The following is a 13,527-nucleotide window of genomic DNA, read 5'->3' as shown; positions in this document are numbered from 1 at the left end:
CAACTACGGCAACAGGGCAACGGCATACAGAAAAGCAAATAAAATCTGGGGTTTAGCATAGAATGAAACTGACGGTTTTTGGAGAGGCGACTGTTAGTCTGGGCGGCCAGCCTGTGCCGCGCGTCCCCGCAAATTTCCTTCGCATCGTCGTCTATCTGCTTCTCGTCAATGCCAGCCATTCCGTCTCGCGCGGCAAGCTCTCGCAGGTGCTCTGGTCCGATACTGATCAGGCCCATGCCTCGATGAACCTGAGGCAAAGTCTCGCCCGCATCCGCAAGTTCCAGGAACAGTACGGCCTGAATCTTATTCAGGGCGATGCAACCTACGTCTACCTTAACCTGTCGCAGGTGAAGGCGGAGTTGTTGAGCATCGACCTTCTCGAATACATCAACAATGCGCGCCGGGGCGATATCGAATCCGTCCTTGCCCTTTGCGAGCTCTACAAGGGCGATCTGCTTGCGCCCAACGAGCCGCAGAATTCCGATTTCGACGAGTGGCTCGACATCGAGCGCGTGCGCCTGCGCGACGACATGATCACGATGCTGCTCGGCATGGTCAACCAGCCTGTCGGCGTCAGCATCGATGAAAAGCGCCAATGTGCGCGCAAGCTCATCGAGATCGACCCCTACCAGGAGGTCGGCTACCGCACCCTGATGCAGACCGCCTCGCAACTCGGCCTCATCGCCAAGGTGGAGCGCACCTTCCGCGAATGTACCAAGCGCCTGCGCGACGATCTCGACGTCGATCCCGAAGAAGAAACCGTCGAACTTTACCAGCAACTCCTGCCCAAGCTTTCGCCCGCAACGACCCGCAGCCTGATCCTCCCGCTTGCGCCACAGCCCTCCAACGGCAATGGCCTGGAAATCCAGACGCCGCGCGCAATGCAGGCCAAACATCAGATCGAACAGAACAAGCAGGTGGGGCTGCCGCGGCTGATGGTGCTCTATATGCACCACAATGCCGCCGATCCCATGGAGCAGCTTGCCGCCTCGCTGGTCGACGACATCACCATCGGCCTTTGCCGCCTGCGCACAATCTCCGTGCTCGCGCCCTATACCTCGGCGCGGGTGGTCACCGAATCGCCGATCGAGAGTTTCGGTGGGCTGAACGATCAGTTCGGCGTCAACTATGTGGTCGACAGCAAGATCACCCGGCGCGATGGCTTCTGCTTCCTCTCGGTCAAGCTTGTCGATGTGGCGACACAGGAAATCGTCTGGGCCGAGAAGCAGAAGTTCGATTATGTCCTGCCCGAGCAGCAATATCGCCAGCTTTCGATCCGTATCATCCTCTCGGTCGTCTCGGTCATCGAGAAGTCGGAACTCGACCGCTACAACCGCCTGATCCAGGATCCGAACGCCTATTACTGGTATCTGGTCGGCAAGCGCGATTTCGAAAAGCTCGATCTGTCGAAGCTGCGCCAAGCGCGCCAGTCGTTCAAGAACGCGCTGACCGCCTCTGCGGATTTCGTGCCGGCGCTGAGCGGCATTGCCCGCACGATGCAACGCGAGTGGCTCGTTCTGGCACGAAGCGACAAGGATATCCTTATCGAAGGCGAAAAGGTTGCAAAGCGCGCGGCTCCTGCTGATCCTGACGACGAGCGCCCCTTGCGCGAACTCGGCACGATCAGCATGTATCTCGGCAAGTTCGACGAGAGCCTGGAATATTTCGACCAGGGATCAACGATAAATCCCCAGCACGCTGACCTTCTTGCCGACTACGCGGATGCGCTTACCCACTATGGCGCACTCGAAGAAGCCTTGGAGAAAATCCGGCAGGCCGTGGCCCATAACCCCCTGGCTCCCGACTATTACTACTGGGTAGGTGGAGGTGCTCTACACAATCTTGAACGGCATTCTGAAGCTCTTGAATGGCTGCAGCAAATGAAAAACCCGCGGGCGGCGGCTCGATTGATCGCGGCGTGCTGGGCCATGCTTGGCGAGCGCGAGAAAGCAGAAGAATACAGAGCGTATGCGCTCGAGGACAATCCCAATTTTAGAATTGATGACTGGATCAAAGGATTAGGCGTCAGGTTACCTGAACAGCGCCAGCGATATGAAGCATCTCTGCGACAAGCAGGCTTCCAATAAGCACCTCCAAACTAACAGCAACAGAAGGACATCAGCATGGCGAAGTATTTCATAATCGGCGAGACTGGAAGCGATGACTTGTGGCTCGTTGATGTGGACGAACGGCGTGTAGAACCGCTAACGGAAACCACTCTCACAAGATCGAGTGTCGCCAACGCTGACCTGATGCAGTTTGTGAGTAAGGCACGCAAAGTTGGAATTGCGACGCTAAAAGGCATCGACATAGCAATTGCAACCAGTGGTCGTTCCGATATTGAGGCTCAGATGTTCTCGGGAGATCCAGTGGAGCCAATAGACTAAAAATAGTTCCGAATTTTTGTAACAATCAATAGTTCTCCTTGATCTGTTTCAGAATCGTCATACCTTTGCCATGTGGGCTCTCCTTCATAGAAAGGTTATTCGCATGGCAAAGTTTTATATCGTGGACGACGTGGATTCCAACAAGCTCTGGCTTGTAAATACGGAAACCCGAACTGCTGAGTGTCTTGATCGTGATTTGATCGGTTCGCTGGGATTGGCCGGTCAGGAGTTTCTTTCTTCAATAGGCGGCTTGTTGAACGACCGCATTGCTGCAAGCGACGGCCGTAGCGATGCGTCCGATCGTGCTTTTTCGTTCGACGGCCGCAGTGACGCGTCCGATCGTTCTTTCTCATTCGACGGCCGTAGCGATGCGTCCGATCGTGCTTTTTCGTTCGACGGCCGTAGCGATGCGTCCGATCGTTCTTTCTCGTTCGACGGCCGCAGTGACGCGTCCGATCGTGCTTTTTCGTTCGACGGTCGCAGCGATGCGTCTGATCGTGCGTTTTCCTTCGATGGCCTTTCCAATGCGTCCGATCGATCGATCTCTACACATCATGCAGGGTTGAACTGACGAGAACGGCATTCGGAGTTGATTTGTGTTGAATGCGTAATGTACGGCCAGATGGAGTTGCAATGAAACCATTGGCCCGGGTTCGCGATCGGTTGGCGGCTGACGAAGCAAGGCTTCGCACCGCCTTCCGCGCCGGCGAACCATCCTCCACGCGCCTGATCGATGCGGATGCGACGGTAAATCGTTTGCGTCCGCATTTTTCTGCGCTCGGCATCGTGCGCATGGCCGAGGTCACCGGCCTCGATCGCATCGGCATTCCCGTGTGGATGGCTGTGCGGCCCAACAGCCGCACCCTCGCCGTCAGCCAGGGCAAGGGCGTTACCGCGGCCCACGCCCGCGCCTCGGCGGTCATGGAAGCGGCCGAAATCGCCATAGCCGAAAACATTCCGGTGGCTTCCTTCGCCGCCAGCCGCCGCGCCTTGCGCGATGCTGGCCACGAAGTCTTTGACGGGCGCATGCTGCTGATGCGCGGCGCGGACGAGGCCGGCCCCGACGAGACCGATCATTGGCTCGAAGGCTACGATCTTCTGAAGGACAGGCCGGTTTTCGTGCCGCGCGAACTGGTGACGCTCGATTTCACGGCGGAGCGGCAGTCCTTCCACTATTGCCAGTCGACCGACGGCCTTGCTTCCGGCAATTGCCTGCTCGAGGCGGTGATTCACGGGCTTTGTGAGCGCGTCGAACGCGACGCCACCGAACTGTGGCGCTTCCAGCGCGATGCCGGCGTTCATGCGCGCTGTGTGGATCCCGCGGTTTTTGCCGATGCCGGCATCGACTGGATGGCCGAGCGCATCGCGGCGGCAAATTTCGTCCTGCGGCTCTTCAACACGACATCCGATATCGGCCTGCCGGTGTTCATGGCGACGATCAGCCCCGCCACCCAGCACGGAACCTATCTGCATTTCGACCTCGCCGCCGGGTATGGCTGCCATTTGTCGCCGCGCGTTGCCGCCATGCGCGCCATCACCGAGGCGGCGCAGACCCGCATTACCAATATTTCCGGCGCGCGCGACGATTTCGACCCGTCGGAATATCACCAGCGCCTCGCGCCCGACCTTGCCGTCTACATACATGCGACGCCTTCGGGCCATTGGCGTTTCGAGGAGCCGGAGCCGCATACGCGCGCCAGCCTCGAAACCTATCTCGAACCGCTGCTTCGGTGCGGCATCGGCAGCGTCATCGCCGTGCCGCTCGGCGGCGAAGCCTATGGCATGTCGGTGTGCCGCGTGCTCGTGAACGAGCTCGAAAGTCCCGCCGGCACGCGCAAGCACCGTTTCGGCGGGCGTGCGCTCAACGCCATGCTGCGGCAGTAGGAGGGGCGATGCAGGTTCTCTTTGCAGGTCCGAGCCTGTCCGGCACCAAATTCGTGCCGCTGAAAAGCGGCGAGGATAGGGTTCTCCCTGAATATGGCCTGACGTGCCGCGGCCCGGCGAAATGCGGCGACATTACCCATGCGGTCGATCAGGGCTTTGACGTCATTGCGCTCGTTGACGGACGCTTCGAGGATGTCGCGGCCGTCTGGCACAAGGAGATTCTGCACGCCCTCTCGGCCGGCGCGACGGTTTACGGCGCGGCGAGCATGGGTGCGCTGCGGGCCGCCGAGTGCCACCCCTTCGGCATGATCGGCATTGGTCATGTTTTCGAGCGCTACGCCCATGGCGGGCTCGAGGACGATGCGGCGGTCGCGCAGGTGCATGCGCCTGCCGAATTCGGCTATCTTGCCTTCAGCGAAGCCATGGTGACCGTCGACGCCACGCTCGACGCCGCACTCGCCGCTGGCTCCATTCGTCCGGACGAGCATGAGCTGATCCGCGCCAGGGCGGATGCAGTGTTCTTCAAGGAGCGCAGCTGGCGGCGCATCTTCGACGCTGTCGCTGCGGATATCGAAAATCCGGCTGACCGGCTGAAGCCGCATATGCGCAACATTAAGCGCGAGGATGCGGAAGCGCTGCTCGGCATCCTCTTGAAAGGCCAGCCTTCGGCTCCTGGAGACGTTTCTCCTGAATTTGCAGGATGGCGCTTCAACGCGACGACGCAGTGGCGCAAGCTTCGCGGCTGAAGATTTCTATCTCCTGAAATGATAACTGGCGCAGCTCAAAGTGTTCGGGACGACACCGCCGGAAGCCGATATCGCATGAATGAATTCGGTCTAATTGCGCCTAGACCCAATTAATTATCCGAATCTGCGACTTTAGTCGCAAAAACGCGGTTTGAGTCACGCTTGCGTAACGGGAGCATTCATAGTCTCAACCCGTGGTCGCAAGTTTAACGCATGAAAACAAAACAAAAAAGCATTCAAGCGTGTGTGGGAGCAAGCGGGCAGTCAGTGGGGGACCTACGCCGGAATTCTATAGTATGCCAGTCAGAATTTCGGCGTAGCACCCCTGTCCCAGACCATAATCACTTCGATTCCATTCCAATCCCGACAGCGGGAAAATGCGCGTGCCTCCAGGTGAACGCAGCAAATGTTGTGCGCTGAGCATCGTGATGGAAGATTTCCCTATTTCGACTGTTCGTCCTCATCGCCGGCTGCAAGCCATTGCACGAGAATGGCCACGGACATAGGTCCGAGGTTCGGGATGAGTGTCAGGTCGAGCTGGCGCGCCCAGGCGCGTTCCGGCTCCCAGTCGGCGGGCATGTTCCATGGCGTGCCGCCATATTCGATCCACAAGGCATTGACGATCCGTGAATGCACTGTCTTGGATGGGCAGAAGTTTTGCAGGCGGTTACTCATGATACCCTTGGCATAATGTTGCGTGAAATTGCATTTTCTGTTCACTCGGTGGGCTTTAGGCCCGGTCGACATTCGCCGCGGAACGGGAAGTGCAACGACTGAACGCGTTGTCACGCATGGCCGGGTAAATTCCGGTCAGTACCACCAAGGACCCGTCAACGAGTCCGGCAATCGAAGCGATAGCGCGCCGTGTCTCTTCTTGATCCTGGCGTCGTATCGTCGTCTTTTTCCGCCGCTGTTTGTTCAGCGGTTCTGGCATGTGTGTCACGTTGCAGGCCCCCCAAAATGACCCTTTTCATTCTTGCCTGCGTCCTCCCCCACGGCGACGCAGAACGTTGCTTCATTCGTAGCCGCAGATTTAAGCGGCTCGACGTTTCTTCTTCCACAAAAAGAAGCGTCTCTGGTTGTTTAGTGTACAAATCGGAGAATTTTCGGATTTATATTTGAATATTAGCGGTTAGTCTTTATATTTCACGATTTCCTCAATCATTGTACCAAGAATAGGGTATAGTATATTGATATTTCGTCAATAATTAATAATGATTAACGGTGCCGTAAACGCCATAGCAATAACTACTAGAAATGATGCAAAACGAGGTTCCCTGCCGCGTCGGCGACATGGGCCGGTGCACCGAGAATCACGATGGATGGAACTGGGGGGCTCCTCATACCGGTATCCTGTAGAGCTTGATGAACGCCCATATATCCCGATTAACTTCGATGATGGCGTCGATCGTTGCCTGGATGCGCTGAAGCTCCTGGTCGTCCAGGGCTTCGACCTTGCCGTATTTGAGGTTGTCGTCCATGTCGACGATGCGCATCAACTGCGTCGATGTCAGCACGCCAGCTTCATCGAACGAATAGATGCAATGGTTGTATTTGTTCCGCAGCCGCTGTTCGCGCGACATACGCCCGGTGATCTCGAGCACTGCCGCCTTGGTTTCAGGCGGCGTCGAACTGATCTTCGCCAGCCGCTCGATCAGGTCGATGCGGGCACGCGTGGTGTTCAACGTCAGGAAGATGACGGTCGCCGCTTCCTTATTGGTGTCCAGCAGGTGGGCAATCAGGTAGATGAACAGGCTTTCGGTGTTCGTCCACGTGTAGTTCAGTTTGCCCACCAGCATCAGTACGTCATTGATGCGGGACATTTGCCTTGCCTCGGATTAGCTCAGACGGCCTGGCTCATCACATATGTGCTCTGCGGATGCTGGAGTGGTGCGCTATACCCTCTAAAAGGGGGCCGGGCCTCCTCCTGATCGATACTGTCGCGATAGATCGCGGCAGCCTGGGTCCGGTTATGGACGCGCAGCTTGCGGATGAGATTATGGACGTGCACCTTCACCGTGTGCTCCGACAGGGCCAGCCGATCCGCGATGATCTTGTTCTGCAGTCCTTCGGAAAGCAGTTCGAGGATCTGATGTTCGCGAATGGTCAGCGACTTCATCGGTCCGGCCGCGCTCTTCGCCTGGCCGTTCGCACCATGCGACTTGGCAGGCGCCGTCTTTTCCATCGAGCGAACGATGGTCGACGGATAGTATTCGCCGCCATTCAGCAGCAGCCATACGACTGCAAGCCAGATATCGAGCTTCAGGCTGAAGGGAAGCAATCCCTGGACCTGCTTGCTGTCGAAGAGTGTGTTGTATTCGTGAATCCCGGTGCTGTTTTCATCGATCATCAAAGTGATCGAAGCATGCGGAAAGCGATGCTTGCAACGTTCGACGCTGTCTGCGAGATCGAAGGCGAAGCCGGCATGAATAAGGACGAGACCTGTGTTCTCATCGAATTCTTCGGTTTCGTTGAGCTTGCTCGAAAGGCGGATCTTCAGATCAGGGAAGGTGCGTTCCAGTGATTGAACCAATCCCTGGAAAACCACTCCAGCTTCGGCATAGATAAAGATGCCGTTTCTGAATTTAGAGCCGTCTTCATTCTTCGCCCCATGATGTACATGGTCCGACCTGGTATGCGATATTGTTGCGCTCATAATAAGCCCCTACGCCCTTTTAGTGAGGGAAGTATTTTCCCTCCGGATTTGTTTGCTCTTATTGTTTTTTTATTCGGGTGAGTTCGTTTATTTAGTGTCGTTCTGCTCCCTGCGCCTCAACTATCCCTGTTGATTAAGGAAGGATTAATAAATCGTGCGTGACACGGCCGTGACCGCCGAAAACTCAATAGTTTGTTGTGCCTAGCAGGATGGGCGCCGGAAGGCGGAACTAGTGCGCAAAGGGCCACCTCGACAATAGGGACTAAGACCCGCCGGACGCCCTAATCCATGGCTCGCTCCACCTCTAAAAAGCTGCTCCGCGACGATGCTGAAAAGATTGCACTTTTTGATGAGCCGGCCAGCACCTTAGGTTGTGTGAAGTGGTAATCCCACCCCTAAACAGAATTGGTAGCTTAACCTTGCGTGGCTTTGGGGCTAACCTTACAAGGCTTGCGCGACGTTTGTGTGTGGGGAAAACGCAAGTAAAAACTCTCGTGTAAAAAACAAAATCTATACCATTGGCAATAGCAATCCAGAAACACGCTGGTTTGTTATCATAATAACCGACGTCTGTTAAAATAAAAGACCAATGCGAGCTCGCATAAAAACCTCGTTGGAAATGCATAGAGGTTCTTGCTAGCTCCGAAAACAAAACATCGGAGGGCTTTTTATGAGTAACAGTAAGAACAACACCTACAATTTCCACCCAGGCGGCGATCCGTCAGCGACTGCAGATGCCGATGCGTCCGCTGTGGCCGCCGCGCTGGCCTTACAGTTGCAGGGGCAAGCCCAGGGGCAACTGGAGGCTCAAGGGCAAGGACAGGGACAGGGGCAAAGCCAAAGCCAGGATCAACATTCAAGTTCGGACAATTCGAACTGGAATGGCAACGGTAACCTGAACGGCAATGGTAACCTCAATGGCAATGGCAATCTGAATGCCAATGGCAATCTTAATGCCAACCTCAATGAAAGTGACAACCACAACGCAAATACCAACACCAACACGTCGGATACGGCCGTGCATGTAGATGTCGGTGTGAACCTGGATGGATATCTGCCAACCGACAACGACTTCGCAGATCTCGATCTGAGCCACACCAACTTCGACAACATGTTCATAACCGACTCGGGCAGTATCAACTTCGATCCAGGCAACGACGTTCACTTTTCGGACATCTTCAATGGCGCGTTTAACGGTGCGGGAACAAACACCGGATTCGCCATTAATCAGGTGGCCGATCTCGTCGACAACGATCAGCTCTCTCATGTCAGCCAAGACAACTCGGGCAGTGTAACGCTGGATGCAACCGGGGGCGCTGCTACAGCGGGCGATGGTATCGGAAGTGGTGCTAACGGTTGGGACAGCTGGTTCGGCAATCACGGCGGCGGCGCACATGCCGGCGACGATGTGGCTGGCTCCAGTGCGGCAAGTGCCGCAGCCAATCTGACATCAACAGCGTTCACGCAGGATATCGTTCTAGGCGCTAACCTGCAGCAAAACGCATTCGACGCTACCGTTATCAATGGAACCTACACGCATACCACCATCAGTGGTGACAGCGAGTAACGGTAACACGCAGGCAAACTGCCTGACATTGGTCTGCGCGAAATTTGCGCAGACCTCTTTGTCCAAAGGCAGATGCCGTGAATGTGGCGGGGACTGCAATGCTGGGTTTCAGTGATCAGATTTCAGAGTCAATTGCCCATTTCGTAGGTTATTTCCACACATCCATCGAAGCCGCGAGAGCACGGCTGGAATACCGCGAATTCAAGATCACCCCCGAAGCCGATCCGCATTTCAAGGACATTCTAGCGATCGATACACATGTGACGCCGCAATTGCCGCCGGCGTTTTCAGACGCGCATATTGATTACACGCCGGTGCCATGGTCGCCGGTCGGCTTGCCATCGATGCCGTGGGTCGAAGTCAATCTCGACGAAATCGAAATCGGCATGCACCGACTGCCGCACACGCCAACGCATCCGCACGGATCGGGTTCAGATGTCGCGCATGGGGTTGTGGAAGAGGGACCATATTTCGGGTCCGGTGCCTCCGAGACATCGATGGTCTTGAAGCAGACCAACCACATGCAGGACAACGACGTTGTCATTATGGGCAACAAGATGCCGGTGAATCTCGACTTCACTGACGATGCTGGCTTCGCGCACCTGTCGTCGCAGGCATTCGCGGTCTCCGAATCCTTCACATCAGCCGCCGTTCCTGGCAACGGCGCCGAGGTCGCGCAGTTCTTCAACGATCAGCTTGGTTTCATCCATGTGGCAGCGACAGGACCGCTTGCGGCGACACCGGGTGTCACGGTCATCACCGGACCGGCCATCGACGGCCTGTTTGTCAATGGCGAGCAGGTGACGAGCGCGCCGGGCATCAGCCAATCGCTGCCGGATTTCATCAAGGCGACGGACCATGACGCGGCACAACCCACCATCGTGTCGAGCCAATCCATATTGACCGATGGTTCGGACCTTGCGGGTTCGGTGACCGTTCAGGCCGGCGCGAACCTCATGGTCAACCAGGTCGTCCTCACGAGCCTTGATGCGATCAGCGGGCATTTCGCGGTGGCCGGCAATCATTATCGCATCGATGCGATCGTGCAGACCAATGCCTATAGCGACAGCGATACGTTCGAGAACGGTTTCGCAGGACAGCAATCCCTGTGCCAGCCTTCCACCAACGCCATGAACATCGCCAACTTCGTGCATCAGGCGGATAGTACTGGCGGAACCCCCGCATCGTCCGGCGATACGACGCACCTTCCGCAGAACTGGCAGATCACCGTCATCAATGGCGATCTCCTGCAGATGAACTGGATCTCCCAGTACAGCTTCATCTCCGACAACGACATGCATGTGCTCAACGCGACCGGTTCCTATACGACGATCACCACCGGCGCGAACATGTCGATGAACACTGCAACCTTCGCCGAACTGTGCAACACCTACGATCTCGTCATGATCGGTGGACACTATTACGACGGCAATTTCATCTTCCAGACGAATATACTCTTTGACAACGACACCCTGACCACAGGCGGCGCAGCCGGCGCCTATAACGGCAAGCTTTCAACCAGTGACAATCTCTTGTGGAATGCCGCCAGTATCCAGAGCGGAGACGCGACCAACTGGGTTGCGGGGATACCGCAACATTATCAGGAAGCACTCACTGGACTTGCCAGCGGCAACTACAAAATGCCCGATGGTTTTGGCAGCGACCCGAACTTTCACGGCATCGAGGGGCTCCGCGCGCTCTATATCACCGGCAGCGTCTACGATCTTAATTATGTCGAGCAGGTGAATATTCTCGGCGATTCCGACTATGTCGCGCATTACGAGGATTCACTTCTTGCCGCAACATCGAACACCCAATGGGACATCAGCACGGGTTCCAATGCATTGGTGAATATCGCAGCCATCGTCGACCACGACACCCACGGCGCTGGGCTATCCTATGTCGGCGGTGCGCTCTATTCCGATGCCATTCTGATCCAGGCTGAAATCATTGGATCACAGCCGCCAAGCACAGGGCCCGGTCAGGGACAACCTTTGGCCAACGAGGTCGTAGCATTCCTCGATCACGACGCAGACGCTTCGACGCCGGCAGACCATTCGACATCCATTCACGTACCCGACACCAGCCACTCAGTCGATGTCATGCAGACGGTCCTCTCGTAAGAACAAGAAGACGTGCGCCAGGGGGCGCGAAATAGATGAAACATGAAGAGCAGGCAAATTTGCGGGTCGCCATGGAAAATGGGCGGCAGGCAGCGCGCGGAAACGAGCAAAACCGCTTCGACAATCTTCTCGCCGAGATGGAGGAAACGATTCTCAAGCTCTACCGCCGAGAGCCGGAAGAAGCCGCCACCGCTATGCCCGCTGCCGAAAAAACGTCGGTCGAGGAAATGCCGATCGCGGCCCCGGTTGATCCTGAACCGCTCGACAAGGCCGCCGCGATCCCCTCGAGCGAGACGCCCGATATGAAAACGGACAGCTCCGCTGCCGCCGGCAATCCGCTGGCACGCGAAGTCGGGAAGATTATCGAAGGCGATCGTGGGCCAGTTATGAAGCGCGAGGCCGATCGCGGCGCGCCCGGCAGCTTTCACAAGCGCGTTGCCACCGCCAGTTTCAGCGACAGTTTCAACAACGGCGTCACGGCGGTTCGCAAGAATCTCATAATCGTCATGGGCTTCACCCTGTTCTTGAACATCCTCGTTCTCGCCATACCGATCTATCTCTTTCAGATCTCCGACCGCGTCCTGACGAGCCGCTCGACCGATACGCTGATAATGCTGACGCTGGTGATTGTCGGTGCCGTCGTCATCCAGGTGGTGCTCGATGCGATACGCCGCTTCATCCTGATGCGCACCGCGGTCGAGGTCGCAGTCCAACTCGGCGCACCGATCCTCAGCGCAGCCGCACGCGCCTCGCTGAATGGCAATGGCAAGGACTATCAGGTGCTTGGCGACCTGCAGCAGCTGCGCTCCTTCTTAACCTCGGGGACCCTCCTTTCATTCTTCGATGCGCCGATCGCACCGATTTTTCTCGTTGCGGTATTCTTCGTCCACCCGCACCTCGGTTATATCGTTGTCGTGTCGTCGCTGATCCTGATCTGCATCGCCTTCATCAACCAGCGCGCAACCGCCGCCTCGTTCGCCGAGGCGACCAACTTCCAAAGCCGCGCCATGCTGCATCTCGATTCGATGTCGCGCAACTCGCAGATCATTAATGCTCTTGCCATGATCCCCGAAGCTGTCCGCATCTGGGGCCGCGATATGGCCGGTTCGCTGCGTGCGCAGGTCAAGGCGCAGGACCGCAACATCGTTTTCGCGACCATCTCCAAATGCTCGCGCCTGTTGACGCAAGTGACCATGCTCGGCTGGGGTGCCCACCTTGCCATCGACGGCCAGATGACCGGCGGCATGGTGATCGCAGCTTCCATCATCGCCGGCCGTGCGCTCGCGCCGATTGAGGGCGCCATTGAAGGCTGGAACAGCTTCATCCAGTTCCGCTCCGCCTTTGGCCGCATCAAGAACCTCCTGCAGACCTCGCCGCTCAATTTCGAGCGCCTTCGCCTGCCGACCCCGGAGGGCAGGCTTGACGTCGATCGCATTCTCTACGTGCCGCCACCCAACAAGAAGGTCATTCTCAACGGCATTTCCTTCACGCTTATGCCAGGCGAATCGCTGGCGATCATCGGCAATTCCGGCGCGGGCAAAACGACGCTCGGCAAGATGCTGGTCGGATCGATCCTGCCAACTTCGGGCAGCGTCCGTCTCGATCTCATGGACCTGCGCAACTGGGACCAACGGCAGTTCGGCGAAAACATCGGCTACCTGCCGCAGGATGTGCAGCTCTTCCCGGGAACGATCAAGGCCAACATCGCTCGCATGCGCGAGGATGTGACCGACGAGGCGATCTACGACGCGGCTATCCTCGCTGATGTGCACGAATTGATCGCAAGCTTCCCGCAAGGCTACGAAACCGTTGTGGCAGGTGACGGTGCGCCGCTCTCGGGCGGGCAGAAACAGCGCATCGCGCTTGCCCGAGCCTTCTTCGGCAGCCCGACATTGGTCGTCCTCGACGAGCCCAATTCCAACCTCGACTCGCAAGGCGATGCGGCGCTTACCAAGGCGCTGTCGCACGCCAAGAAGCACAAAATCACCGTTGTCACGATCACGCAGCGCCCGGCGCTGCTCAGCTGCGTCGACAAGATCATGGTGCTCAGCAACGGCACGGTGACGATGTTTGGCTCGCGCGCGACCGTACTTGAAGCGATAGCGCGCAAGAACAAGGAAGCCGGGATCATGCCGAGCATCGAAGCGGCGGAATAAGGTGGGAT

11 protein-coding genes are annotated in these 13,527 nt (G+C 57.0%); 8 read left to right on the top strand and 3 right to left on the bottom strand.

Annotated elements, in window-relative coordinates; translation table 11 throughout:
• Positions 1-62 precede the first annotated feature (62 nt).
• From GF108_RS12280 to GF108_RS12260, 5 genes are all read left to right on the top strand, one after another.
• The gene (locus GF108_RS12280) at positions 63-2,087 is read left to right on the top strand and encodes a BTAD domain-containing putative transcriptional regulator (RefSeq protein WP_153668145.1); all 2,025 of its coding nucleotides are present in this window, start codon (positions 63-65) and stop codon (positions 2,085-2,087) included.
• Between the two features lie 36 nt (positions 2,088-2,123).
• Positions 2,124-2,387 carry a hypothetical protein gene (locus tag GF108_RS12275; protein ID WP_153668144.1) on the top strand — a complete coding sequence of 88 codons (264 nt, stop codon included), beginning with the start codon at positions 2,124-2,126 and terminating at the stop codon, positions 2,385-2,387.
• A gap of 121 nt (positions 2,388-2,508) precedes the next feature.
• Complete coding sequence (locus GF108_RS12270; protein ID WP_153668143.1) at positions 2,509-2,958, top strand: hypothetical protein; 450 nt, start codon at positions 2,509-2,511, stop codon at positions 2,956-2,958.
• 62 nt (positions 2,959-3,020) lie between these two features.
• Positions 3,021-4,271, top strand: a complete 1,251-nt coding sequence (locus tag GF108_RS12265) for a YcaO-like family protein (RefSeq protein WP_172982620.1) — start codon at positions 3,021-3,023, stop codon at positions 4,269-4,271.
• An 8-nt stretch (positions 4,272-4,279) separates the two neighbouring features.
• The gene (locus GF108_RS12260; protein ID WP_153668141.1) at positions 4,280-5,017 is read left to right on the top strand and encodes a TfuA-like protein; all 738 of its coding nucleotides are present in this window, start codon (positions 4,280-4,282) and stop codon (positions 5,015-5,017) included.
• Positions 5,018-5,458: 441 nt separating this feature from the next.
• Here GF108_RS12260 and GF108_RS12255 read toward each other — a convergent pair whose 3' ends face one another.
• The 3 genes from GF108_RS12255 to GF108_RS12245 all read right to left on the bottom strand — a co-directional run bounded on the left by GF108_RS12255 (position 5,459) and on the right by GF108_RS12245 (position 7,673).
• A complete protein-coding gene (locus GF108_RS12255; protein WP_153668140.1) occupies positions 5,459-5,692 on the bottom strand; it encodes a hypothetical protein in 234 nt (77 codons plus the stop codon).
• Between the two features lie 665 nt (positions 5,693-6,357).
• Positions 6,358-6,840 (bottom strand): hypothetical protein, encoded by a 483-nt coding sequence (locus GF108_RS12250; protein WP_027230299.1) that lies wholly within the window; start codon positions 6,838-6,840, stop codon positions 6,358-6,360.
• Positions 6,841-6,860: 20 nt separating this feature from the next.
• Positions 6,861-7,673: a response regulator transcription factor gene (locus GF108_RS12245; protein ID WP_153668139.1), complete on the bottom strand. Its 813-nt coding sequence runs from the start codon at positions 7,671-7,673 to the stop codon at positions 6,861-6,863.
• Between the two features lie 670 nt (positions 7,674-8,343).
• Between GF108_RS12245 and GF108_RS12240 the strand changes: the two genes are divergently transcribed.
• From GF108_RS12240 to GF108_RS12230, 3 genes are all read left to right on the top strand, one after another.
• Complete coding sequence (locus GF108_RS12240; protein ID WP_153668138.1) at positions 8,344-9,240, top strand: hypothetical protein; 897 nt, start codon at positions 8,344-8,346, stop codon at positions 9,238-9,240.
• A 98-nt stretch (positions 9,241-9,338) separates the two neighbouring features.
• Positions 9,339-11,363, top strand: coding sequence for a hypothetical protein (locus tag GF108_RS12235; RefSeq protein WP_153668137.1), 2,025 nt, complete (start codon positions 9,339-9,341; stop codon positions 11,361-11,363).
• Positions 11,364-11,398: 35 nt separating this feature from the next.
• The gene (locus tag GF108_RS12230; RefSeq protein WP_153668136.1) at positions 11,399-13,519 is read left to right on the top strand and encodes a type I secretion system permease/ATPase; all 2,121 of its coding nucleotides are present in this window, start codon (positions 11,399-11,401) and stop codon (positions 13,517-13,519) included.
• Positions 13,520-13,527 lie beyond the last annotated feature (8 nt).

Source organism: Phyllobacterium sp. SYP-B3895, from assembly GCF_009647635.1.
GTDB classification, from domain to species: Bacteria; Pseudomonadota; Alphaproteobacteria; order Rhizobiales; family Rhizobiaceae; genus Phyllobacterium; species Phyllobacterium pellucidum.
This window is presented reverse-complemented; position numbering and strand designations above follow the sequence as displayed.